22 protein-coding genes and 1 pseudogene are annotated in these 23,508 nt (G+C 46.0%); 7 read left to right on the top strand and 16 right to left on the bottom strand.

The features are described from left to right. Positions 1 to 48: 48 nt before the first annotated feature. The 10 genes and pseudogenes from D908_RS05420 to D908_RS05460 all read right to left on the bottom strand — a co-directional run bounded on the left by D908_RS05420 (position 49) and on the right by D908_RS05460 (position 8,498). Positions 49 to 1,050, bottom strand: coding sequence for a DUF2955 domain-containing protein (locus tag D908_RS05420; RefSeq protein ID WP_032467666.1), 1,002 nt, complete (start codon positions 1,048 to 1,050; stop codon positions 49 to 51). Next, the gene (locus tag D908_RS05425) at positions 1,040 to 2,104 is read right to left on the bottom strand and encodes an HlyD family secretion protein (RefSeq protein ID WP_005525846.1); all 1,065 of its coding nucleotides are present in this window, start codon (positions 2,102 to 2,104) and stop codon (positions 1,040 to 1,042) included. Before D908_RS05425 ends, D908_RS05420 begins: the two co-directional genes overlap by 11 nt. A 166-nt stretch (positions 2,105 to 2,270) precedes the next feature. After that, entirely contained in the window at positions 2,271 to 2,651 is a 381-nt protein-coding gene (locus D908_RS05430) for a VOC family protein (protein ID WP_001180701.1), read from the bottom strand. A gap of 123 nt (positions 2,652 to 2,774) precedes the next feature. Further along, positions 2,775 to 4,518, bottom strand: a pseudogene (locus D908_RS0119700) (lysophospholipid acyltransferase family protein). Positions 4,519 to 4,520: 2 nt separating this feature from the next. Continuing rightward, a complete protein-coding gene (locus D908_RS05435; RefSeq protein ID WP_005525844.1) occupies positions 4,521 to 4,976 on the bottom strand; it encodes a hypothetical protein in 456 nt (151 codons plus the stop codon). 3 nt (positions 4,977 to 4,979) lie between these two features. After that, positions 4,980 to 5,423, bottom strand: coding sequence for a YHS domain-containing (seleno)protein (locus D908_RS05440; protein ID WP_000878542.1), 444 nt, complete (start codon positions 5,421 to 5,423; stop codon positions 4,980 to 4,982). 10 nt (positions 5,424 to 5,433) lie between these two features. After that, on the bottom strand, positions 5,434 to 6,180 hold the full coding sequence (locus D908_RS05445) for an NRDE family protein (protein ID WP_005525842.1): 747 nt from the start codon (positions 6,178 to 6,180) through the stop codon (positions 5,434 to 5,436). Further along, positions 6,180 to 6,719 (bottom strand): hypothetical protein, encoded by a 540-nt coding sequence (locus D908_RS05450; protein ID WP_000881780.1) that lies wholly within the window; start codon positions 6,717 to 6,719, stop codon positions 6,180 to 6,182. The genes D908_RS05445 and D908_RS05450 overlap by 1 nt, the downstream gene beginning before the upstream one ends. Before the next feature lie 67 nt (positions 6,720 to 6,786). After that, the gene (locus tag D908_RS05455) at positions 6,787 to 7,920 is read right to left on the bottom strand and encodes an ATP-grasp domain-containing protein (protein WP_005525840.1); all 1,134 of its coding nucleotides are present in this window, start codon (positions 7,918 to 7,920) and stop codon (positions 6,787 to 6,789) included. Continuing rightward, positions 7,917 to 8,498 carry a DedA family protein gene (locus D908_RS05460; protein WP_000362304.1) on the bottom strand — a complete coding sequence of 194 codons (582 nt, stop codon included), beginning with the start codon at positions 8,496 to 8,498 and terminating at the stop codon, positions 7,917 to 7,919. The genes D908_RS05455 and D908_RS05460 overlap by 4 nt, the downstream gene beginning before the upstream one ends. Positions 8,499 to 8,749: 251 nt before the next feature. Between D908_RS05460 and D908_RS05465 the strand changes: the two genes are divergently transcribed. Together D908_RS05465 and glpD are read left to right on the top strand one after the other, a co-directional pair. Beyond that, complete coding sequence (locus D908_RS05465) at positions 8,750 to 9,187, top strand: DUF3069 domain-containing protein (protein ID WP_000005277.1); 438 nt, start codon at positions 8,750 to 8,752, stop codon at positions 9,185 to 9,187. A gap of 250 nt (positions 9,188 to 9,437) precedes the next feature. Continuing rightward, entirely contained in the window at positions 9,438 to 10,976 is a 1,539-nt protein-coding gene (gene glpD / locus D908_RS05470; RefSeq protein WP_005525837.1) for a glycerol-3-phosphate dehydrogenase, read from the top strand. 105 nt (positions 10,977 to 11,081) lie between these two features. Here the strand turns inward: glpD and D908_RS05475 are convergent, their stop codons facing one another. Then, on the bottom strand, positions 11,082 to 12,644 hold the full coding sequence (locus D908_RS05475; protein WP_005525835.1) for a methyl-accepting chemotaxis protein: 1,563 nt from the start codon (positions 12,642 to 12,644) through the stop codon (positions 11,082 to 11,084). A gap of 240 nt (positions 12,645 to 12,884) precedes the next feature. After that, positions 12,885 to 13,499, bottom strand: a complete 615-nt coding sequence (locus D908_RS05480; protein WP_032467680.1) for an OmpA family protein — start codon at positions 13,497 to 13,499, stop codon at positions 12,885 to 12,887. Between the two features lie 223 nt (positions 13,500 to 13,722). Between D908_RS05480 and D908_RS05485 the strand changes: the two genes are divergently transcribed. After that, positions 13,723 to 14,196, top strand: coding sequence for a BamJ family beta-barrel-assembly machinery protein (locus D908_RS05485; RefSeq protein WP_005525832.1), 474 nt, complete (start codon positions 13,723 to 13,725; stop codon positions 14,194 to 14,196). Between the two features lie 79 nt (positions 14,197 to 14,275). Here the strand turns inward: D908_RS05485 and D908_RS05490 are convergent, their stop codons facing one another. Then, positions 14,276 to 14,914: a beta-phosphoglucomutase family hydrolase gene (locus D908_RS05490; protein WP_005525830.1), complete on the bottom strand. Its 639-nt coding sequence runs from the start codon at positions 14,912 to 14,914 to the stop codon at positions 14,276 to 14,278. A 148-nt stretch (positions 14,915 to 15,062) separates the two neighbouring features. Between D908_RS05490 and D908_RS05495 the strand changes: the two genes are divergently transcribed. Then, complete coding sequence (locus tag D908_RS05495; protein ID WP_005525827.1) at positions 15,063 to 16,829, top strand: methyl-accepting chemotaxis protein; 1,767 nt, start codon at positions 15,063 to 15,065, stop codon at positions 16,827 to 16,829. A 334-nt stretch (positions 16,830 to 17,163) separates the two neighbouring features. Beyond that, positions 17,164 to 18,531 carry an anaerobic C4-dicarboxylate transporter DcuC gene (gene dcuC / locus D908_RS05500; RefSeq protein ID WP_000891421.1) on the top strand — a complete coding sequence of 456 codons (1,368 nt, stop codon included), beginning with the start codon at positions 17,164 to 17,166 and terminating at the stop codon, positions 18,529 to 18,531. 98 nt (positions 18,532 to 18,629) lie between these two features. Here dcuC and D908_RS05505 read toward each other — a convergent pair whose 3' ends face one another. The 3 genes from D908_RS05505 to narQ form a co-directional block, all read right to left on the bottom strand. Continuing rightward, positions 18,630 to 20,000, bottom strand: coding sequence for an L-serine ammonia-lyase (locus D908_RS05505; RefSeq protein WP_005525823.1), 1,371 nt, complete (start codon positions 19,998 to 20,000; stop codon positions 18,630 to 18,632). Positions 20,001 to 20,163: 163 nt separating this feature from the next. Next, complete coding sequence (locus tag D908_RS05510) at positions 20,164 to 20,787, bottom strand: response regulator (RefSeq protein WP_001277851.1); 624 nt, start codon at positions 20,785 to 20,787, stop codon at positions 20,164 to 20,166. Next, entirely contained in the window at positions 20,777 to 22,453 is a 1,677-nt protein-coding gene (narQ, locus tag D908_RS05515) for a nitrate/nitrite two-component system sensor histidine kinase NarQ (protein ID WP_005525818.1), read from the bottom strand. Before narQ ends, D908_RS05510 begins: the two co-directional genes overlap by 11 nt. Positions 22,454 to 22,694: 241 nt before the next feature. On the opposite strand from narQ, the gene napF reads away from it, so the two are divergent. Together napF and D908_RS05525 are read left to right on the top strand one after the other, a co-directional pair. Beyond that, positions 22,695 to 23,189 (top strand): ferredoxin-type protein NapF, encoded by a 495-nt coding sequence (napF, locus tag D908_RS05520; protein WP_000228084.1) that lies wholly within the window; start codon positions 22,695 to 22,697, stop codon positions 23,187 to 23,189. 26 nt (positions 23,190 to 23,215) lie between these two features. Beyond that, a complete protein-coding gene (locus tag D908_RS05525; RefSeq protein ID WP_005508366.1) occupies positions 23,216 to 23,494 on the top strand; it encodes a chaperone NapD in 279 nt (92 codons plus the stop codon). Positions 23,495 to 23,508 lie beyond the last annotated feature (14 nt).

Here is a 23,508-nt window from a genome sequence, read left to right as displayed (position 1 = left end):
TTGAAGAGTTAAGGTGAGAAACCCCGCCCACTACTGGCGGGGTGATCGCTAGGAAGATTTCGTAACCACTGGACTGATAGGAACAAGATTGAGGATCACCGTCGCAATAATTATTGCCACCAAAATCGAAGCTAATCGTGTTAGCTCAGCCATCAAAGCTTCACTACCTAGATATGAGATAATTTGGCTAACCAAAACAATAAAATTGATAAACAGTAGTTGATAAATACTCCGCCGACACTGCTTACGAATCGCATAACACGCCAATTGAAGCCCCAAAAAGCAGGTAATGCCCAACGTTGCCCACATCGGGAACCCGCCAGTGTGAACCAACATGATAGGTATGGTGCTCAAAATACCGACCGTTGTAGAAATTAACCGATTATTTCGGAAAATTCGCTGATCTCGAGAGATAGGAATTTTAATCATACTGCCGATCGTGATTACAATAAGGAGTGTTTGTGAACTGCCCGTCCCAATAAGCGCCATCAAGCTTACAAATAAAATCGTGGTTTTGAATGCGATCAACCCAAAATGAAGTTCTGCCCCTTGCATATCTTGCTCATCCGGCAAAATATCTTTCTCATCTCCAGGAAACAACAAGAAACTGATGTAGGTAACGGCCAAAGCTGTAACAAAAGTCTCCAACAACACCAAAGGGAGACTCGAGATGGATACCCCAAACTGTAGATTGATCACACTTGTGATAACCACAAACAGTAACAAAAAAGTAGCAAAAATATCTTTGGGATCTTTATGGCTTCGATAAAAGCTCCAAAACAGGGCAACCCAACAAAACAATCCAAAACCTGTCGGTGAATCAATTAGTACTTCACCGACAGCGATAATACCAACACCGACCAACAGCAAGACGACCAGCAATTTTAGCATCATGGACAAAGGTGGCCTTGATGACATGATCGTAAGAAAAATCACCACAAACATCGGAGCAAGCACTGGCATAAAAGCTCCCTGAACTGTTAAATAAAATAGCAGTAAAGTCGGAGCAAAAACCAAGCGAATTATGGGGTTAGCAGCGCTATGAAACATAAGTCCAAATACTCAAGATTCTCATCCAAAGACTCGCTAACCATTCACCTACCGAACTTTGTTCAGTAAAAAATGCGACTGTAGCTTGTGAACCATAGCGGATATTCGTGAGTTCATCTGTATTATCAAAAACAATGTTTATTGGATAGCGTTGTGGCGTGAAGCCTGTTGAACCTGCGTTAATAAATCCGGTAGTAGGATCAACATCATTACTGCCACCGGTTCCCCAACCAATGCTCTCAACGGTTCCTGTCAATACTCGGCCTGGCAGCGCATCTAATACAATTTTCACCTTCTGACCCGGTCGGATAAACTCTATTGAGTTTTCTCTCGCCAATGCAGAAATCCACACATTACGAGGGTCAATAAATGTCATTACTGGTGTACCAACAGTGGCTAATTGCCCAACAGTTAACTGCATGTTAGTAACAATTCCACGAGATGGGGATAAAACCTCTGTCTTCTTTAGATCGAGTTGAGCTTTCTCTAAATTAGCCATGGCAGCCAATATTTGTGGATTATTTGCTCCCGTTGGTCCCAGATTTTGTTTTGCCTGAACTAGAGAGGCTTGTGCCACTTCTAATCCGGCTTGAGTTCTGTCCTTCAACTCGATTGCATTGTCTAGATCTGCTTTGCTTGAAACTCCACGAGCAACCAAAGTCGCCGTTCGATTGGCTTGCTCTCTAGCATTATCACGAGCTGCAAGAGCATCAACCACACGCGCCTGAGCCACCTCAACTGCTGCAGTATTCGCACCAATGCTTTGTCCCGCAATAGCAAGATTTGCCTGAGCAACATCAACTGCAATCTTATAATTTCTCGGATCAATCTTAAAAAGAGGCTCACCCGCATCAACAATTTGATTATCTATCACACCGACTTCAACAATATTTCCGGAGACTTCTGGTGCAACTCTTACTAAATAGCTATGTACTTTTGCGTTACTGGTAATCGGTGTAACCCGATCAGACCATAGGCTATAAATCCATACGGCCAATATGGTAGCAAGAATATACACACTCAGTTTCCTAGACGTTTTTTCTGCTTCAGACATATTTGCTCACCGAACAATAATTTGACACATCTTATCAACGTTATACGTGCCGCTCTATATTTTCATCGTCTATCTAAATTTAGCATTAGTCATTGCAAACAGTGATGAATGGCGAGTTTATAAGCTCGCCATGATTTAAGGAATTAATATACAAGAGTGCACAAAACTACATCATCGAATGCAGACCAAACATATTGCCTTCGGTATCCACCGCTAAAGTAATGAAGCCAAATTGGCCGATCGACATTTTCGGCGTGTGGACTTGTCCTCCTGCGGCGACAATTCGCTCTTGTTCAACAGCACAATCATCACATGAGAAATAAATCAGTGTTCCGCCTCCACCAGCGCAAATGCCTTCCATTTTGACCAACGCGCCAGATGCGCCATATTTTTCCATATTGGCAGGGAAACTGAACATTTGTATAGGCATCGATGTTGGATTAGGCAGTTCTTCTAGGGAAACCTTCAAGACGGTTTCATAAAATTTCTTTGCGCGTTCCATATCATTGACATAAATTTCAAACCAACCGACTGGGTTATTTTGCATGGTGTCACCTCTGTTTGTTATGCCCCATACCACCAGAAATCTGTCACAGGTGAATCTATGGGGCTTGAATTACATCCTCAATCACCATAGTCAATCCCTGTCGGTTGTGCTGTCTTATGTTTGCTACTTAGCCTCGCCAAGGTAATTTTGCGCCGCTTCTTTACCCATGTATTTAGCCAACGTTTTCAGTGGTACTTGCTTCAAATTCACCACAATCAAGCCATCTAACGCATCGTTAAAAGCAGGATCAACATTAAAACAGACTAACTTGCCATTCATGCCGAGATACTGGCGCAATAACACAGGCAGCCCATTGCCCTGCTCCATACGTGCAACCACTTTAGAGAGCAAAGAGACACTGGCAAGTGCGGATAAAAGGCTTTTTTGCCAGAACACTTCTGCTCCGGCTCGCAAAGGGGTTGATGGACTGACCAACGCCGCTTTATTTCTGTCATAGTGATGGATGGATAAAGTCGCCGCCATCAGCTGTCGAGCGGCCGGACTGTAATCATTACTGATACTGACCGGGCCAAACAAATGGGTATAACGTGGGTTCAATTCCACGAAACGAGCAATGCCTTTCCAGAGCAAAAGCAACGAGTTGAGATTACGTTGATACTGCTCAGCCACCACCGAGCGCCCAAGCTCAATCGCATTATCCAAGGTTGCCAAGAAAGCTTGATCGTAATGAAACAGGCTACGGGAATAGAGACCTTGCAGCCCCTTTTCCGCCACAATCTTATCTACTAAGCCCATGCGATAAGCGCCAACCAGCTCGCTCTTTTCTCGATTCCAAACGAACAGTTGCCAATAATGCTGATCATACGCATCCACATCACAAGCATGACCACTGCCTTCGCCGACCGCACGGAAACTGATTTCACGCACGCGTCCAATCTCCTGCATCATGAGCGGGATTTGGGTTGAAGGTACGCAATACACTGTGAACTCGCCTTGCTCGAGCAAAGTCGCTTGCTTATCCAACTGCGCAAGCTCCGCGATTAACTCTGCTTTGGATAATGGGTCAATCACCGGAGTGGCAAAAGAAATTTTCGCAGGTTCTACTTGCCCATTAGGACTCATCAAATAGGTGTTGAGCCGCAAATAATTCACCACATCTTCATCTTGAGCGAATTCTTTTAATTCTGCATAAGGGATAGGCTGACCAATACAGAGTGAAATAGTGCTCGCACTCTTATTCAGCAGCTCTCTGCCTAACATGGCAGTACGCAGAAGTGGATGAATTCGCCCCGCGCGATAAAACCAAGAGCTGTTGCGACCGTTAATATAAATCGGCACACAGGTCGCCTGACTACGCTGAATAAACTTGGCGACTGACTGGCTCCAGTCGATATCGCTCAGCTGTCCGGTTTCTTTCTGCGGTGTTGATACTTCTCCGGCAGGAAACACGATCAATACACCACCTTCAGAAAGGTGACGATGTGCTTCACGGATCCCTCGAGCATTGGTTTTACTCGCTTGTGCGCTATTAAACACATCTACACCAATAAACAGCGGTTCGATTTCAGGTAAGCGTTTGAGCAGTTGATTGGCGAGCACTTTTACATCTTTGCGAACTTGCCCAACCAGATCCGCCAAAATCACCCCCTTCGATGGCACCAAGTGGATGATTAGCAACAATCACCACTGGCCCTTGTGCTGGGATCTGTTCAATGTTGCCCCTATCCACTTGGTAATGCACATTCAGCGCATCAAGGGTGTAACGCATAAATTCAAAACCATCGTGTGTAGCAGGTCGTTGCTGATAGTAACGCTCAAGTTTGCTTAGCCCAGTGGCTAGCTCCACTCCTTTTTCTATCACTCCAAACGGGGTATAGCGCGGTAAACGAAATGGGTGTGTTTGCATCATCAAACTCCTTTTGCGCCGAGCATTTTGTGTAAGCTGCTGTCCATTGAGCGCCAATCACGGATAGTTAAAAACGCCCCGCTGAGCCAAACCAAACAAGCCATGACGAATAACAATCCACCATCATTACCCACCATTTCGCCGACTTCGTTAAATTCCGGCATAACTACGCCCAACGGAGTAAAGAGGTGGAAAAAGATTGCACCACTCATAATGCCTACCGCCATCAGCGCACCTAAACCATGCCAACGCGTAAACAGAAGAATCGAAGCAACCAACTCAGCACTGCCAATCCAGTATGCTCCCCAATCGCCAAACCAAGTGAAACCAGACCATCCACCTAGCGTTTTAAAAATAAACTGGGTTTCGTAGGATCCGGAAAATTTGTAAAACAACGATTGTACAAACACAAAGGCAATAAATGCCGCTGGTAACGTTTTGCTGAGTTGGAATTTCATCGCTTATTCCTTACCGATCAACGTCGGCCAATTTTTGTCAGCTTGTTCGATATGATGAACTCGCTCTTTATCCCACAAACCTTTGACTTTCTTATCGTAGTTCAGGTAGAGCTTACCGTCTTCGATTGCCCAATATTGTGGATCTCCGGGCGCAAAATCATTCTTCTCAGAGATAGCCCAGGCACAGTAGCCACCGTATTGTGGTGCGTATTTTTCAGGGTCAGCCACAAACGTATCGAGGTTTTGCTGAGAAGCAAAAAACCACTCTGCGCCTTTGTATTCCGTTTTAAACAGTGGCAAACCTTTTACTGGTTTGTTTTCGGTGAAATAAGCCACAGTATCGTAACCATCGAGCGCTTTATTACTAAAGATCCCTGTATAAATCTGATCTTGAGCGACACTCAAAGCACTGAAAAACAACATGATTAAGCCAAACCAATATTTCATTACGAACTCCTTACGATACAAGTGAAATAAGTTGAGGGAATTGATATTGCGGATGCTGCAACATCTGTTCTGTCAGTTGAGTCGGTCTGCCGGGGAGGTAACTCATTACCTGCTGATCTCCACTGACGTTGATATGAGTAAAACTCACGGTATGTGCATCTTCGCGCTGCATAGCGACGGAAAGATGCGAAAACTGCGGATGTTGATGACAATGGAAAGCCAAGAGCTTTTCAGGTGTCACCCCATCGGCCGTTATCTGGTGATAAATCTCTGTGCGGTAGCGCTGTACTTGTGCCAACTCAACCCCAGAAGAAAAAAGTGGTGATGAGGTGGGCGCACAGTTGAACGTTTCACCGTCCCATGCATAAGCCAGTACATCTCCGTGGTGTTGTGTTAACCGAGGATCAAAAGCCAGCAGAGTGAAAGGTGCAAAGCGAGCTAAGTTTAGTTGCTCGAAAGCTAAGGTCACTTGCTCAACATCCGTCAATCCCGCCAAGGATTTCAGCAATAAACCGCGACTGATCAAGTGACCAGCAGGCACTTTGCCCTGATAGTTATTGAGCAAACACAGTGACAACCCTTGCTCATTCATGCTGATCCAACTGCCCTGCCCTTGGGGATCAATCGGCATTAATACCGATGTACCTTGCAGCTCAATAAGCTTTGGCGGTAATGCCAAAGCTCGGCTTTTTTGTTCATCTCGATTGAAAAACACTTGATAACCCGTGTCATTCAAATACCAAGTGACTGAACACATTAAGCATTTCCTCGTAAGAAGGTAGCTGTTGCGGGAGCAATACCAAATGCACTCGACGTTTCTACGTCTAGCAAACTGGTGACAACTTTCGCCATCGCAAAATGGTGATTAGCGTGCAGCGCGGCAAACGCCAATTCACGTTCTAGGGTTGAGTTAAATGTGCAAATTTCGGCTTGCGATAGAGAAACCTCCGTCACCACTTCAATCTCGTCTTTAGGAGCTAGGTCATCGGCCTCTAACCATTCGATCAAACTCTCGATTTCATTGAGTGCGACTTGGCGAGATGATTCGACCGGATGACCGCGGCGGCGCTGGTTATAATCCACCGTTTGTGGTGCCGCGCGCAGCGCATGAAAAATATCCAGCCAATGGCGGAAATGCTGGCCAATGCTGCTACTGACATAAGGTTCAGCAATGTAAGTGTAGTGTTCATCTTCAATGCCGCTTAAAAACTCGCGGCCTTGCTCTAATGTTTCTAAACAACCATGTATGGCTGCTGAGTATTGGTATGGACGTGATAAAGGGGTAACAGCAAGCATAAAATGTCCTCAAATAAAGTTCAGTTCGTCTGGGCTTAATCGACTCCTGACTGAATCCTCTGCGGGTCTAGTCAGTTTCTGGGTAGTGACCAATCAATTGTTTTTCCTCTTTCCAAGCTCGCAAAAGTGAGCGCAAGCTTGGCGGTTTGTGGCCTCTTTTTTTCTGCTCTGCACCAATTGCATACAAAATGCGGTATTGCTTAAGCAGCATGGAGAAAATCTCACCAAGCGGAGTATCACGATCCCAAATATGCGCAGCTTCACTGCTCGCGCCATTCACTTCCAAGATAGTGAATTCTTCACCACGCATCAGCGCATCAATATTGCTGAACTTCACATCCAGTCGTCCGTAGTGAAAACCGGGAAAATCATCAAAGATCGCATCAAGTCGGTGGACTAAAGCTTGTGTGATGTAGCGATTGCCATTTCGGAAAATGGAACCTCGGCTATGACTACCTGCAAACGCCAATTGGAATTCCTCCCCCGCTGGCACTACCCAATCTAATTTGTCGGGATGTCTTGGCAGGTAAAGGTGGGCAAGTTGCCCCGCACGCGGACAAGCGTGGATTAATTCACGCAATGTACGTACCCCATCACCGACGACACTCGGTGCGTATTTCAGGGTCATAGAGATGATGCGACCATGGGCTTCACCGGGGAAACGCACATAAAAAATCCCTGCTTCCGCTCGATAAGGTGCTTTTTTCTGCAGAAGAAAGCGGGCTTGCGGCGGAAAGCGATGCAGATAATCGCTCAGCTGTTCACGGTTATGGATGAGTTTGACCCCGACACCTCGGCAACCTAAATCTGGTTTCGCCACCAAGGGGAAAGTCAAATCGGCTTGTGATAAGCGTTGTAGAACCATCTCAACTTGTACATCAAGATCATGGCTAGTGACTGTCCAAGTAATGAAAGGAGAAATCCAGTGGCGAGCATGTTCTCCTGCAAGGCTGAGAATGTCGTGTTTCGACTCCCCTACCATGCCGCTCAAACGAATGGTTGGGTTAGCAACTAAAGGTAAACGCCAATCACGGTAATAAAGACCAAGTGCCAAACTTTGCAGTACGACGGGGGTATAAAAAAACCAACTCGGCAAAAACTCGAAAGGTGAAATGGCGCGGTGAGTATCCACCTCCAGCAAAGGCATTCCTGCATTGACTTTATTGTCTGCGATATAAGCGACAGAAGAGAGAACCGTCATGCTATTTCCTTAATAACTTTGGCACTGAACAAACGATTAAAACCGAGTAAAAACACAACCAACAGACTCAACCACCACCAACGATATTCACTGGCTTGAAACCAAGCCTGACTGCCTAATTGATAGATGGCGAAGAAAACCAGCACCGTCCACAGCGCTGTAGCAATCAACACAGTGCTCATAAACAGCCGAAGCGGCAAAGCCACATAACCACTTAACGTAAAGCCCACCGTGCGCAGTCCTGGGATAAAACGAATAATAAAGAGATTGAGAAACGGTCTTTCTAATAAACGAAGGCGAACCATTCGAAAATACGAATTGGTAAGTAACCGGTAGCGCACACCACGAAAGTAGCGGCAGTAACGCCCAAGGTAATAGAGTGCGATATCCCCAGTCGCAATGCCGACAAACACCGCGAATAAAGCAAGTGGCAGAGAAGTAATGTGTTGACTGGCTAACCCAGCGGCCGTCACTATCGCCACGTCTTCTAGCAGATAAGAAAGTAAGACGATGCCGATAAACACCCATAGTGATGAGCTGCTGTGTGCCATAATCCATTCGCTTAACGCCAAATCCATTAATTAATCCGTGATTGATATTCACCATACTTATTACTCTAGACCGTATCGGCCTATTTAAAATTTCGCACGGTAAGAAAATTCGACGTAAAAAAATCTGTAAAAAATAAGAAATAGACAAAGGAAAAATGGTGAGGAATTGGTGGTAAAAGAAGCGTTAAACGTGCACAGAACAGCAATTTATCGCTGTTGTATTGACATTTTGGGATAAGTTTTTAGCATGGCGTTTTTCACTCTAATGAGAATTTTCCATGTCTGAGACAAACCAAACCGAAACACCAAAAGTGGACCTAGAATCCATCTCTCCTGAACTGCGTCAAGTTCTAGAGTTTGATCAGGTGCCTGAAGCGATGTTCCATATGGTGACTTCGATCCATGAAGTCTCTGAAGAAGTGGTTCGTGAGGCATGGGATGCACTGCCAGCCAGTGCGCAAAACATCTTGGATAACTTTGAACAGTTCCATGCGCTGATCTCCGTAAGCCAAGCTTTTGCTGGCCTGAATGTGATGGAAGAGTTCCCAACGCTGAACCTTCCTAAAGACATGAGCGAAGAAGATAAAGACGCGTACCGCGCTCAACTTCTCGACCAAGTACTGAGCAACTGTGTCAAAGACATGGTTAAGCAGATCAAAAAAGCACGCCGCGACCCAATCTTGAAGCGTGACTTCAAAGACGTGTTTGCGAAATAAACCACGGCTTCGCACTTTATCTCCAAGCCCGCCTTTCAATGGTGGGCTTTTTATTACCTGCAATTTCATTACCTATAATTCGCCTATCACACTTTTCCTTTAGAACTTCTGTCTCAAAAGGAAAAATCCGCTTTCATTTATGATTGAGATCAAATTTTACACAGTAAGTATTGCTCTATTGACCGCTTTAATGGTTTCATACGAACATTAAAGAACAAAAACGAAAAACAATTAAGCGCGGAGATAGAAAATGAACGCTCGCTCAACACATTTTACCCAAGATGAAGTGCTCGATTTGATTATTGTTGGTGGCGGTATCAACGGTGCAGGTATTGCGGCTGACGCTTCTGGCCGTGGCCTAAAAGTTGGCCTGTACGATGCCAAAGACTTTGCTAGTGCTACTTCCTCTGCCAGCTCCAAGCTCGTGCATGGTGGTTTACGTTATTTAGAACATTACGAATTTCGTTTGGTGAGTGAAGCACTTGCCGAACGTGAAGTGCTACTGAAAAAAGCACCACACATTGTCACCCCAATGCGCTTTCGTTTGCCACATCGTCCTTTCTTGCGTCCTGCATGGATGATCCGTGCCGGTCTATTTCTTTACGACAATCTGGGTAAGCGCACTTCCCTTCCTGCGAGCCATAAAGTCACTTTGAAAGCAGGCGCAGTGACCAAGCCTGAAATGCAAATTGGCTTTGAATATTCTGACTGCTGGGTGGATGATGCGCGTTTGGTGATCCTCAACGCAATGCAAGCTCAAGAACAAGGTGCGGAAGTGTTGAACTATTGCACTGTCGAAAAAGCGCAACGTGTGGGCGATTTGTGGCATGTCACCCTGCTGGATGAACACTCTCAGCAGCGTTTTGAGCGTCGCAGCCATGCGTTAGTGAATGCGGCAGGCCCTTGGGTGAAACAATTTTTGAATGACAACGCACAGGTGAGCTCACCTTATGGCATTCGCCTTATTCAAGGCTCACACATTATCGTGCCGCGCATTCATGATGAGCCACAAGCCTATATCCTGCAGAATGAAGATAAACGGATTGTGTTTGTCATCCCTTACCTCGATAAGTATTCGATGATCGGCACAACGGATGTGGAATACAAAGGCGATCCGAGAAAGGTGATGATCACCGATACCGAGCGCGATTACCTGATCTCTGTCGTTAATAAACATTTTATGCGCGAAATTGCTCGTTCAGACATTGTTGCCGAGTTCAGTGGTGTACGCCCATTATGTGATGATGAATCCAACTCGCCGCAGGCCATCACTCGTGATTACACCTTATCAATGGATCAGCAGGCTGATGAAGCACCGCTACTGTCCATTTTCGGTGGCAAGCTGACGACTTACCGCAAGCTGGGCGAAGCTGCCATGAAGCACCTCGCGCCTTTCTTCCCGCATATGAAAGCGCCATGGACAGCGAATGCTCCACTACCCGGCGGAGAAAGTTTCGATCACGCGGCGCTGAAAAACCAGTTGATCACGGCTTTCCCTTTCATTGCCGAATCTTTGATTGAACGGTGGCTACGCAGTTATGGCAGCCGCACTCAACAACTGCTTGCCGGTGTCACTGGAATTGAAGATTTAGGTATCGCCTTCAGTGGCGATCTTTACCAAAAAGAGATCGATTATCTGTGGGATAAAGAGTTTGCTCGTCATGCACAAGATATTTTCTGGCGTAGAACCAAGCTTGGTTTGAGCCATGACACGAGTGTGATAGAAGAAGTTGAAGCCTATCTACAGCAAAAAATGCACGCTACCCAGCCGTTGCAAGCTGCGGTTTAAAGCAACAATCCACCTGTATCCATCGCAGGTGAATTAAGGATAGAAAAGAGAAATGGCCACATCATGTGGCCATTTTACTGTCAGAACAACGTCATCAAACTCAGTTTATTTCTCTGCAAACTGCCTTGAAAGCGCGCTAAATTCCGTCACTTTTCCGCTCATCGCTACCGCTAATTCTTCAACGGTATGTGTGGCAGCCAAGTTCTGAGTCGCGGCACTCGCGATAGAATGAATATGCTGATTCACATCAGCAGTTAATTCACGTTGATGTTTGGCGGCACTCGCCACTTCACCAACCACGCGTTGCATTTCTCCCATCACACTCTCAACGTCACGCAGTTGTTGCAACGTCGTGTTGGCATCTTTCGCACATTGCTCGGTTTGATCGCGGCTTGCGGTAATGTCACTTCGCCACGCATCAATGGTGCCCAACATGGCATCAATGCTGGTTTGTATCTGCTGCGTTGCACGTTGCGTGCGCCCAGACAGCGCACGAACTTCATCCGCCACCACAGCAAAACCGCGGCCTTGCTCACCTGCTCGAGCAGCCTCAATAGCCGCGTTGAGTGCTAACAAGTTGGTTTGTTCAGCAATACCACCGATTTCACTCATCAATTGCCCAACTTGCTGCGCTTGTTCACTCAGCTTAACGGTTGTCAACGTTGCATGCTCAGCCTGTTGTACCAATCGCTCTAAGTTCTGATGAGTCGTTTCAATGCTCTGTTTAGTGTCATCACAATGAGTCTGTACTTGATTGATCAACTGGTGTGCAGATTGTGTATGACTAGACACTCGTTCCGCCGCATTTTCAACTTCATCCGTTGCTTGAGTCACGGCGCGAATATTGCCATCTTGCAGTGCAAGTGCTTGATGTACTTCCTGAGTGGTCGAATTCAATTGATTGGCGAGATCGCCTAACGGGCGTGCTGAATCCATCATTCTGCCTAAAATCGTACGAATACGTGCTGAAGCCATTTTCAAGTGGTAATCCGCGACAGAAAACGGGTGCGCACCGGAATAGATAAGGCGGCTGACACTGTCATATTCGTTTTGTAACTGCTTCAACTGACGTGGTGTATGCAGTAACTCTTGGCGGAACAATAAAGCTAAAGCACCAACGGGCATTAAATTCGCCAGCCATTGCCACCCTTCACTGGCGCTAAATCCGTGCGCCAATGCAGGAGACATTAATGCCCCCAGCAGAAGCGCATAACGAACAGAAGTATTGAGCTTGAGTTGAAACTGCTTGCCTGCTTTCTCCGCCGCAAGCAAAGCTTGATAAGCTTTATTCGCAATATCGACCCATTGCCTTTGTGCTTTCACCCGAACAGATTGATAACCCGCAATTTTGCCTTGTTCATAAATAGGTGTGACATACGCATCGACCCAGTAATAGCTTCCGGTTTTCGTGCGATTTTTTACAATACCACGCCACGCGTGTCCCTGTTTTAGGTGATGCCACATATCGGCGAAAGCCGCTTTAGGCATGGAGGAATGTCGAACAATATTGTGGTTTTGTCCTAAAAGTTCATCGGATTTGAACCCTGCAATACGGCAAAACGTATCGTTACAGTAGGTGATGACCCCTTTTAAGTCGGTGGTTGACACCAATTGTTCATGATCACCAACGAGGACTTCTTGTTGAGCTGAGGCTGAATGAGCTGACATTTTTGCTTATTGTTCTGAGTTATAGTTTATGAACGAAAATGTATACACACTTGTTAATTAAAACTCAACCGATAAACCATATGGAATACGCAAACGTGAATTACATCAAAATTTATAGGGTTAATGTTTGAAGAATGCAAAAAAGACAGGGAAACGCACTGCATACACCTGCCCTTTTAGTGCTTCTGCTTGTTATGAGTGACGTCTCATTTTTAAGCTTAAAATGAAATCAATGTCCGATCAGTTTGAGGAAAGAATGAGGCGAACTTCCACTCGACGGTTACAAGCCCGTCCACTTTTAGTTTTGTTGGTGCAAGCTGGAACATGCTCACCATAGCCACGAGTGTAAATGACATTCTGAGCGACTTGACGTTGTACTAAAGCGGTCTTTACTGAGGATGCGCGTTTTTCAGATAAAGTGTCATTAAACTTTTGAGTACCGGTATTATCTGTGTGGCCTTCAAGCACAATATCAATACCAGATTCGCTAGCCAAGAACTGCGCGACTCGGTCTAACCACTGTTTGGATGGCGATGAAACTTTGGCGGATCCAGTATCAAACTTAATGGTGTTTTTCAGCTTAATCATCGGGTAATCACCGGGCATGATTTCATGATCAATACCGTTACTGAGAAGAAACTGGCGTAATGCTTCATAGCTTGACGTGCGAACTTGTTTTAAAGGCCCCTGCACTCCAGCCGTGTTGAGCTGTGGAGCCATACCCCATTCCGGATAGCGCACATCGAAATCCCCCTTCGGAGCGACATCAAGTAGATTGTCATTAAACATGCGATCAGTGGCCAGTGAACCACAGCCTGTCAGCAAAAATGCAACACACAAAACCCAGAATTTCATTTCAAACACTCAGCCGTTGAACTCCTTTATTTTATCGGCACATTTTCAAAAACTTTATCTGTCATCAACAACAATTTACAAATGTGTTGCTTGCCATCACATAATCCATAGTTAGAATGTCACCCATTCTTTTTCCTCTCGTGGCTGTATGCCCTAACAACGTAAGGTTGTAGGTGTTCTTCAAGCGAGAAAGGTGTCGTTGTTAAAGGACGTTAAACGCTCTATGTCTAAAATTATTATTCCCTTAGTTGTATTTATGCTCGCTGGCTTCATGATTTATCGCACTTGGACAAATCATAAAGCTGCCGATGCAAACTTTTCTGCTGGACAGCAGTTTTTGGCCGAGAATGGGCAACGCGAAAACATCATCACCACAGACAGCGGCTTGCAATACGAAGTGCTGCAAGCGGGTACAGGTACTGAACACCCAGGGCCAAAAAGCCGTGTGAAAGTGCATTACCATGGTGAGCTTCTGGATGGTACCGTCTTTGATAGCTCGGTTGAGCGTGGTGAGCCTATCAGTTTCGGGCTGAATCAAGTGATCAAAGGTTGGCAGGAAGGTGTTCAACTGATGGTGGTTGGTGAGAAGACTCGCTTCTATGTCCCAAGTAATCTAGGTTATGGAAAAAATGGCGCTGGCCCAATTCCACCGTCAGCCGTACTGATTTTTGACGTAGAGCTACTGGCGATCGAATAACGTCACGTATAGGCGAAGAGTTACCAAACAAACTCTTCGCTAAACCATTCCACAAAAAAGCTGCCTAGGCAGTTTTTTTTTACGCCGGTAGTGGATAAAACACCAAACCTTGTTCCGTCACCAACATACAATCCATTCCGCCCGCATGAGCCGCCTGCAACCCTAATTGTGTATCTTCAAAAACTAGACACTGCTTAGGTTGCAAACTCATCAGCTCACAAGCTATTAAAAAGGTTTCTGGGTGCGGTTTATGTTCCGTAACATCCGTGGCAGTGACTATCGCATCAAACTTATCCAGCACTTGTGCTGAGCTTAACAAGCGTAGCGCACTGTCTCGCTGGCTCCCCGTCCCTATCGCCATTTTTTTCTTACCATGCCACTGACAAAGTAATTCATAGGTTGGCGGAATCAACTCGGCTTGTAAGCCCATGCTGGCAAATACATCCATTTTGTATCCAGCCACTTGTTCTGGGTCGAGCGATAAACCCAGTTTTTCATTGATACGCATTGCAATTTTGGCACTAGGCATACCACCTAAACCGTAAAGCCATTGAGGATCAAAAGGAAAATCGAAATGTTCTGCTGTCGCTTTCCAAGCTGCTAAATGTGCAGGCATGGTATCGAGCAAGGTTCCATCCATATCAAATATGAATCCATCATAAAAGCTTAAATTGACTCCGAACACATTTTCACCAATCATTTGTAATAAAATTGTCATTAATATTTCATATAAAGCAGAGACTGATGAACAACACTAGTATTGATAGTTTAATTATTCTCAGTACACTGCTGCACAGTTTGCACTCAGACACCTATTTATATTTATAGATTGTCTGCTGAAGTAATAATAATAAATAGGTAACGCCATGAATATTCGCAATAAACTTTATACTTTGGGCATCATAGCCGTTTTAGGGGCCATCGCTATCTTCTTTACTACCTCGCAATTTGCCCACACCAACGATGAACTCAACCGAGCCATCAATCAAGTCGACAAACTGGAAGTAAGATTACTCAACTTACGACGTAACGAAAAAGACTTTTTACTGCGTAGCGATGCGAAATATCTCGATACTTTTCAAAAAAATAGCGACCTATTCCTAAGCCTGCAAACTGAACTTGATGCCATCATGCACAAATATGAACTCGGTGACTCAAGTGCATTACGTACAGACTTACTTGAATACAAGCAAGGGTTTGAGCAGTTGGTCAAGGCTTATCAGACCCTTGGATTGGATCCAGAAAGTGGCCTTTGGAAAAACTATTACCAAGCGATGGACCAAGCGAAACATCAAGCTTCTGCTGAAGAATTATTAGCTCTGGCCGATTTTCATCAGCAGGTTTTAACAGGTTCAGTGAACGCAGCAGCGCTTAGCCAATATTCAGATCTGATCAAAGCAGCTCAAGCCGTTGTGGTTCAGGAAAAAGTGATTGGCCTAAAATATAACGAAGGGCTACAAGGCAATACACGCGCACAATCGCATGATGTGGAAGAGATGTTTAAATCCTTCTCAAAAACACTCACTCAAGCCGTCGATGAAAAACAGCAAACCATGGGCACAATCAAGTTAACCGTTACGGTGAGTGTGGTACTTGTGATCTTGCTGGGTATTTTCCAAATCAGCCGCTCGATCAACATGCGAGTGACTCAATTGCTGTTGGTAATTCAGAAAATTGCAGAATCTAACGACGTTTCTCTACGTGCCGAACTCAAAGGCCAAGATGAAATCACGTCAGTGGCACGTTACTTCAACGGATTGTTGGATAAATTTGAGCAATTGATCAGCGGTTCGCAAACCAAATCTCATCAGCTATACACCAGCACTTCGAGCATGCATAACGAGTTGGAGCAAGTGATTGAACAGTTCAACGTGCAATCGGATCACATGGGGCTAATGGCCACTTCCGTACAGCAAATGGTGTCTACCATCAGTGAAATCTCTGAAAGTACCAATGTGGCGGTAGAAGGGGTTAACCAAGCGGCGCGCAATGCAGAACATGGTCGTGGCGTTGTGGTGACGACTGTAAAGAACATCGATCTACTCTCTTCTACCTTGCAAAAGAGCCAGCATTCGATTGCGTCGCTTAACGCTTTTGTCGAAAAAATTGGTGGTGCAGTCAGTATTATCCAAGGCATTGCGGAACAAACTAACTTGCTGGCACTCAACGCGGCGATTGAAGCAGCTCGCGCCGGTGAGCAAGGGCGTGGGTTTGCGGTAGTTGCCGATGAAGTTCGTTCACTCGCCACACGCACTCATCAGTCCACCGAAGAGATTACTCGCGTGGTGACAAACATTCAGTCGCAAATGAGCCAAGTGGTTGACGATATTGATCTCTGTAACGATCAAGGCCAAGAAACACTTCACGCCTCGCGCCAACTGGATGAAAGCTTGCAGCAAATCCTGCGCGATATGAACACGATCCAAGATAACTCACAGCGCATCGCTGCAGCCATTGAAGAGCAAGGCAGCGTGATGAATCACGTGAGTGAGTCGATTTCAGAACTCAATACTATCTCTGAAAACAATATGCGTTCAGCTCAGCAATGTCTCATCGAAGTTGACACCGTTTCTAGCCAAGCGCATGCGATGGATGAAGCGGTAGCGGAATTCCGTACAACTCGAAGCCGCTAACGCGATCCCGCTTCCGATTTATGATAAGGCCCCAACCGGGGCCTTATATATTTTAGAATTCTCTACTACGATTTGATTAAGTTTCACCACCCAATATCTCGCGTCACCGCAAAACCACCCATTAGCAGAATAAAAATCCAACAAATACACTTATCGCATGATTTAGACGTCAATAATTAGCCGTTATTAAGAATTATTCACCAATAATAATTGATAATTTTATTGCTTTAGATCATGCAAAGTGCAAGTTGAACTCGTGCTACAAATTAATTTTCAGTAAATTCCTGACATACATTTTACAGTTTGAAATAAACGGACATTTTTGGAGATTGCTATGCTTGAGCTTCTGATTGGCTTAGTCGTGACCTTTGCGGTCGGCTATTTCATCGTTAAAGGCTATAAGCCTGCGGGTATCCTACTCACCGCAGGGATTTTGCTATTGATTTTGACGGGTATCTTGGGTCACAAGGTACTGCCCGGAAAGATGGTTACAACGGGCAACCTTTTAACCGATGCGATGGAGTATGTGAAATACATGCTGCAAAACCGTGGCGGCGGCTTAGGTATGCAAATTATGTTGCTGTGCGGTTTTGCTTCTTACATGACCCACATCGGTGCCAATAACGTGGTGGTAAAACAGTTTTCTAAACCGCTTTCGTTTATCAAATCACCTTACATCTTGTTGGTCGCGGCATACATTGTTGCCTGTTTAATGTCTCTCGCGGTGAGCTCAGCAACCGGTCTTGGCGTTCTGTTAATGGCGACCCTGTTCCCAATGATGACCGCAATGGGTATTTCTCGCCCTGCGGCAGTAGCTGTGTGTGCTTCTCCAGCTGCGATCATTTTGTCTCCAACCTCAGGTGACGTTGTCATTGCAGCTGAAAAATCGGGCTTACCACTGCACGTATTCGCGGTTGAAACGGTATTGCCGGTTTCTATCTGCGCCATCATTGTGATGGCAGCAGCGGCATACTTCTGGAACAAATACCTAGACCAGAAAGACAATACGCCAATGGAGAAAGTGGATCTTTCTGAGATGGAAGTGAAAGCACCGGCGTATTACGCAATTCTGCCTTTCTTACCTATTATCGGTGTGTTCGTTTTCAACGGTGAAACTCTGCCTGGTATTACTCTAGACATCTACACCATCGTTGTTCTGTCTATCTTTATCGGCGTGGTAGTGGACTACATTACTAAGCGCTTTAAAGGCAAAGAAACACTGGAAGATCTGGAAGCCTGTTACGCTGGTATGGCCGATGCCTTTAAAGGCGTGGTGATGCTGTTAGTCGCGGCGGGTGTTTTTGCACAAGGTTTGATGTCTATCGGCGCGATTGACAACCTACTGCACTTAGCAGAAGTGGCGGGCGCTGGTGGTATTGCGCTGATGCTGATCCTCACTGGTTTAACCGTAGCAGCCGCTATTGCTACCGGTTCTGGTAACGCGCCTTTCTATGCATTTGTAGAGCTCGCGCCAGCATTGGCTGCGAAAATGGGTCTGAGCCCAGCGTTCTTGATCATCCCAATGCTGCAAGCATCTAACCTTGGCCGTACCATTTCTCCGGTTTCAGGCGTGGTGGTTGCAACGGCAGGTATGGGTAAAATCAGCCCATTCGAAGTAGTAAAACGTACTTCTGTTCCAGTTTTACTGGGTCTTGTGACCGTTATCATCGGCACTATGGTTCTGGTACCTATGCACGCTTAATTACCCGTGTCATGACCAAAATTCAAAAGGGCGTGAAATCACGCCCTTTTCTTTTTGAGTCACATAAGCAACTCGTAAAAAACATATCCGATTCTGGATTATTCACAAGGTGGCGCAAGATGAATAAGCGCCAGCCCACCTAATGACGTTTCGCGGTATTTCTTATTCATGTCTTTTCCGGTTTGGTACATGGTTTCAATCACCTTATCGAGTGAAATCAGACATTTGCTGGTACGCTTTAACGCCATACGCGATGCATTAATCGCTTTCACCGCACCCATCGCATTACGCTCAATGCAAGGAACTTGCACTAACCCGCCAATGGGATCGCACGTCATACCCAATGAGTGTTCCATGGCAATTTCCGCCGCCATGCAGATTTGCTCATTACTGCCGCCACGCAAAGCGGTCAAGCCCGCCGCCGCCATGGACGAAGAGACACCCACTTCCCCCTGACACCCCACTTCAGCGCCCGAAATCGACGCATTGGTTTTGTACAAAATGCCTATTGCACCAGACACCGCAAGGAAATCCTTGAGTTGTTTGGTATCTAACGCCTTAATGAAACGATGGTAGTACATCAAAACAGCGGGAATTACACCAGCAGCGCCGTTGGTTGGCGATGTCACCACTTGCCCACCGGCTGCATTTTCTTCACTGACGGCAAAGGCAAACAGGTTTATCCAATCCATCACTTCCATCGGATCGTTTTCAATCGCTGCATTGGCTTCCAGTTTTTTGAGCAAACTGGGCGCACGGCGAGTCACATTCAGCCCACCTTCTAAAATCCCTTCGGTCGCAAAACCGCGTTCCATACATTGGCTCATCACTTGCCAGATTTGGTCAGCTTTGGCATCAATGGTCGCCATATCTTGAAAAGCAAGTTCATTACGCAGGATCATCCCCCCTATGCTCAGGCCATGTTTTTCTGCTTGGCGCAGCATTTGATCGGCGCTGGTAAAGGGGTAAGTCACAGCAACATTTGCCGTGGAGGTGCCTTGCTGTAACTGCTCCGCCGTGGCAACAAAACCTCCGCCGACCGAATAGTAAGTCTCAAAATCAATCTGATCGCCCTGTGCATCAAAAGCGCTCAGGATCATGCCATTTTCATGCAGTGGAAGATTATCTTGATGGAAGAGCAGATCGTTACTTTCATCAAACGGGATGTCATGCTCACCATTCAGGCAAAGCTTTCCGGTTTGTAACGCCTCACGTAGTACTTGATTAGCTTCACTGATATTGATGGTTGCGGGCTGGTTCCCCATCAAACCAAGCAAGGTCGCTCGGTCAGTATGGTGCCCTTTACCCGTCAGAGATAATGAGCCGTAAAGATCCACTTGTATTCGGGCGACCTTGTTTAACTGCGGCAATAGCTGTTGAACAAAGCGATAGCCCGCGATCATCGGCCCATTGGTATGAGAGCTGGATGGACCAACGCCAATTTTGAAGATATCAAAGATTGAGAGCATAACTTTCCCCTGTTGAATCAAGAGTTCGAGTCATCTTTACAATCAGTATACTCAAACCACTTGAAGTTGCAGGTGAAGAAACACAACCAGCAGCGCTGCAACTTCAAGTGAGGAAGGCGTATATACCCTCTAACCTGAATAGAGAGTGGCAAAAAGCCGTTGATTAATTAGCGTAACGCTCTAAATAAAGAATCGTTGCGGCGGTGCGCGAAGGCACATCAAGCTTTTTCAGTAAGCTTTTCATATGCACTTTCACGGTAGATTCCGAAATAAACAGACGATCAGCGATTTGTCGATTGCGATACCCTTTCGCCACTTCCGACATAATCTGCATTTCACGTTCAGTCAGTGCTTCAAACGGGTTACTTTCCTCGTCACGGTTTAAAAGATAGCGTTCCACCGATTCGCTGAAGGCCTTCTCACCTTGCATCGCTTGTTTCAAAAGCGTAACCAATTGATCCGGCTCGGTATCTTTAAGCAGATAACCATCAGCCCCCGCTTTCACTAACGCTTCAATATCCGCCGCGCTATCCGAAACCGTCAGGATCACCACATAAGCATCACACTCATCGGTGCGTAGCGCCGTCAGCGTATCCAATCCCGACATACCTTTCATATTGAGATCGAGCAGAATCAAGTCCGGTTGCAGATCATGTGCCAGAGCTATGGCCTCTGCCCCATTGCCAGCTTCGGCAACGACTTCAAATTCCTCTTCAAAACTCAACAGTTGATTAATACCACGGCGCATCAGCGGGTGATCATCCACCAGAAGGACTCTACAACTCATTCTTATTTTTCTCCTCGCCCTGTTGGTAAGTGAGCACAACTTTGCAGCCTTTACCCGGTGCGGATTCAACCTTTAATTCGCCGCGCAAGCGGGCGGCACGTTCTTGCATAATGCTCATACCATAATGGTTGAGCTTGTGATCTTGTGGGTCGAAACCGACCCCGTCATCTTCAATCGTTACTCTAACGGTTCCCTGCTGCTCAAGGCAATTGACCATTATCTTAGTAGCCTGAGCATGCTTGATCGCGTTGATCGTTGCCTCACGAATCAACTGCACCAAATGCACTTGTTGATGAGCATCAAGCACAATCGATGAAAGTGCGTTATTGAGCTCAATTTTAGCTTCAGTTTGACTTGAGAGTTGAGTCAACATTCCCAGTAATGACTGGCCAAAACTGCCCTCACTCAACGTGAGGCGAAATGTGGTCAGCAGCTCACGCAACTGAGTGTAAGCATCCGATAAACCTTTATCGATCTCACTGATGATGTTTTCCGTCTTACTCAAATCACCACAAGGTTTTAACGGAATAACTGAGCGTTTCAGCAGGGTTAATTGAATTTTCAAATAAGAGAGCGACTGCGCCAACGAATCATGCAACTCGCGCGCTATGGTTGCCCGCTCCTCCATTAAAAGCAGTTGTTCGGCTTGGCGCTGCGACTGATTGTAGTAAATGGCACGCGATAAAATCATCGCAAAGTTATCAATCAAAGCGCGATCTGGCCCCGGCGTAGTGGCATCCCAGTAGAGATAGCCAAGATGGCGACCATCAAGCGTCAACGGGGTTTGTAGCATAGTCTCACCGCTCGGATTGCCTTCTTGTAAAATCAGCGATTTTCCTGCTTCTTCTTCAATTTCTAAACGCAGGGCGTTGATCCCTTCTACCGCAACCCAATGACGTAATATGGTTTGAAAGTTACTCGCCGTGATCCGAGACGCCGTCAATTCTTGCGAAGAGTTATACAGAACTTGCAATGATTGGTTGGCTGTTTGCAGCTTATGCGTTTTCTCATTTACCGCATGTTCTAGTCCGCGATACAACTTGCCAAGATCCCCCGCCATGCTGTTAAAGGTGCGGGTCAAAATACCCATTTCTGTGCTGCTGGTTTCATCCAGCGAGACTTCAAAAATACGGTTTTTAATCTTCTCACTGGCGGCCACCATCGCATTTAAAGGCCGCACCACTTCCTCACGGATGTAATAAACCACAAACAGCGAGACGGCAAAAATGCCGCCCAAACCGAAGCTGCCGACCGCCGCCAGAGCAATTAATTTACGCTCAGAGAATCGCTGCAGCTTGAGCACAAAACTATCCACTAAGCCGACAAATGGCGCAACTTCGTGGAGATAATCAGCATTTTGGTCGCTATTGAGCACCTTTTTTAATTGATGCCAACGTTCGATCAACTGGTAGTAATCGTGTTGGATGTCACCCGGCACTGTCCAATCCAGCAGCGCCAACATGGAAGGTGAATAGAGCGAATTTTCGAACAGATAAATGTGCGCTTTGTAATCTTTCGATTGAGCCTGAATGTCATACGCCAGTCGATAGCTTTGCATACGCATTGAGCCAGAAACGTTAACTGCCTCCGCGTCATTAAGTGAAGAAGCCAGCGTCACAATCGCAACCCCTGTCGTCAGCGCGGATAAAAATAAAATCAGCAACATGCTTTCGCCATCGTGCGAGTTAATGACTTGCGTACCGGACTAGACAACGCGGTTTCTCTCTCATTGGTAACCAAGGTTCCACCTCTTTAGGGCTACACTATCCGAAACGAGCAGGTTAATTTATTGATCCAAAACAATCCACCACCCCAATTACCCCCTAAGAGGTATTTATACAAATATGTCAAAAACTACAATTTGTGTATGGAAATGTGGCAGGTTGTGAACAGACGCGGAGAAAAATATGGTTGATTTAACCAAACGACGTTGGTTTGCCCTTGGCCGTCAGCAAAACCAAAGCCAAGTTCGACTGCCTTGGATTGCACGTCCACAAGCATTTATTGATGAGTGCACACGTTGCGGAAAATGCGTTGAAGCGTGTGAAACCCACATCATCGAAAAGGGTGATGGTGGTTTCCCCACCGTCAACTTTTCGATTGATGAGTGCACGTTTTGTTACCAGTGCGCGCAGAGCTGTCCGGAACCGATTTTTCTGCCGCAAAGTGAAGAGCCTTGGCAAGCGTCAGTTGAAATTGCCAGCCAGTGCTTGGCACATAACCAAGTTGAGTGCCGGTCTTGTCAGGATGCTTGCCCAGAAGAGGCCATCCATTTTGCTTTGCAAATTGGCCGTACCGCGAGCCCGCAAGTGAACTCGCAAAACTGTTCTGGTTGCGGTGCCTGTGTTTCAGTTTGTCCAAGCAATGCAATGACTGTTCACTATACTCATAACATCGCTTAGACGGCGTGGATAAATTGGAGAGCAATATGTCACAACCTTTAGCTTCACTGCATGAAGTACACATCTCCAGCTTGGTGGTTCACACCTTGCCAGAGCATCTACTCACCGTAAAACAGCAAGTGAGCGAACTGCGTGACGTGGAAATTTACGGCGAAGATCCGCAAGGCAAACTCGTCGTGGTGATTGAAACCGATCGTCAAGGCTTCATCACCGAAACGATTGAACACATAAATAATCTTCCCAATGTGCTTAACGCTTTTTTGGTTTTCCATCAGGTAGAGACTGCAACGGAAGAAGAACTATAGCCAAACTGCTGAGA

Origin of the sequence: Vibrio mimicus CAIM 602 (assembly GCF_000338875.1) — a bacterium.
Lineage (GTDB): Bacteria > Pseudomonadota > Gammaproteobacteria > Enterobacterales > Vibrionaceae > Vibrio > Vibrio mimicus.
The sequence above is the reverse complement of the archived record's forward strand: the minus strand, read 5'-3'. Positions and strand labels throughout refer to the sequence as shown.

Bases quoted from the DNA above. Each gene is read 5' to 3' on its own strand.
- D908_RS05420 (WP_032467666.1), bottom strand. From the start codon at position 1,050: ATGTTTCATAGCGCTGCTAACCCCATAATTCGCTTGGTTTTTGCTCCG.
- D908_RS05425 (WP_005525846.1), bottom strand. From the start codon at position 2,104: ATGTCTGAAGCAGAAAAAACGTCTAGGAAACTGAGTGTGTATATTCTT.
- D908_RS05430 (WP_001180701.1), bottom strand. From the start codon at position 2,651: ATGCAAAATAACCCAGTCGGTTGGTTTGAAATTTATGTCAATGATATG.
- D908_RS05435 (WP_005525844.1), bottom strand. From the start codon at position 4,976: ATGAAATTCCAACTCAGCAAAACGTTACCAGCGGCATTTATTGCCTTT.
- D908_RS05440 (WP_000878542.1), bottom strand. From the start codon at position 5,423: ATGAAATATTGGTTTGGCTTAATCATGTTGTTTTTCAGTGCTTTGAGT.
- D908_RS05445 (WP_005525842.1), bottom strand. From the start codon at position 6,180: ATGTGTTCAGTCACTTGGTATTTGAATGACACGGGTTATCAAGTGTTT.
- D908_RS05450 (WP_000881780.1), bottom strand. From the start codon at position 6,719: ATGCTTGCTGTTACCCCTTTATCACGTCCATACCAATACTCAGCAGCC.
- D908_RS05455 (WP_005525840.1), bottom strand. From the start codon at position 7,920: ATGACGGTTCTCTCTTCTGTCGCTTATATCGCAGACAATAAAGTCAAT.
- D908_RS05460 (WP_000362304.1), bottom strand. From the start codon at position 8,498: ATGGATTTGGCGTTAAGCGAATGGATTATGGCACACAGCAGCTCATCA.
- D908_RS05465 (WP_000005277.1), top strand. From the start codon at position 8,750: ATGTCTGAGACAAACCAAACCGAAACACCAAAAGTGGACCTAGAATCC.
- glpD (WP_005525837.1), top strand. From the start codon at position 9,438: ATGAACGCTCGCTCAACACATTTTACCCAAGATGAAGTGCTCGATTTG.
- D908_RS05475 (WP_005525835.1), bottom strand. From the start codon at position 12,644: ATGTCAGCTCATTCAGCCTCAGCTCAACAAGAAGTCCTCGTTGGTGAT.
- D908_RS05480 (WP_032467680.1), bottom strand. From the start codon at position 13,499: ATGAAATTCTGGGTTTTGTGTGTTGCATTTTTGCTGACAGGCTGTGGT.
- D908_RS05485 (WP_005525832.1), top strand. From the start codon at position 13,723: ATGTCTAAAATTATTATTCCCTTAGTTGTATTTATGCTCGCTGGCTTC.
- D908_RS05490 (WP_005525830.1), bottom strand. From the start codon at position 14,914: ATGACAATTTTATTACAAATGATTGGTGAAAATGTGTTCGGAGTCAAT.
- D908_RS05495 (WP_005525827.1), top strand. From the start codon at position 15,063: ATGAATATTCGCAATAAACTTTATACTTTGGGCATCATAGCCGTTTTA.
- dcuC (WP_000891421.1), top strand. From the start codon at position 17,164: ATGCTTGAGCTTCTGATTGGCTTAGTCGTGACCTTTGCGGTCGGCTAT.
- D908_RS05505 (WP_005525823.1), bottom strand. From the start codon at position 20,000: ATGCTCTCAATCTTTGATATCTTCAAAATTGGCGTTGGTCCATCCAGC.
- D908_RS05510 (WP_001277851.1), bottom strand. From the start codon at position 20,787: ATGAGTTGTAGAGTCCTTCTGGTGGATGATCACCCGCTGATGCGCCGT.
- narQ (WP_005525818.1), bottom strand. From the start codon at position 22,453: ATGTTGCTGATTTTATTTTTATCCGCGCTGACGACAGGGGTTGCGATT.
- napF (WP_000228084.1), top strand. From the start codon at position 22,695: ATGGTTGATTTAACCAAACGACGTTGGTTTGCCCTTGGCCGTCAGCAA.
- D908_RS05525 (WP_005508366.1), top strand. From the start codon at position 23,216: ATGTCACAACCTTTAGCTTCACTGCATGAAGTACACATCTCCAGCTTG.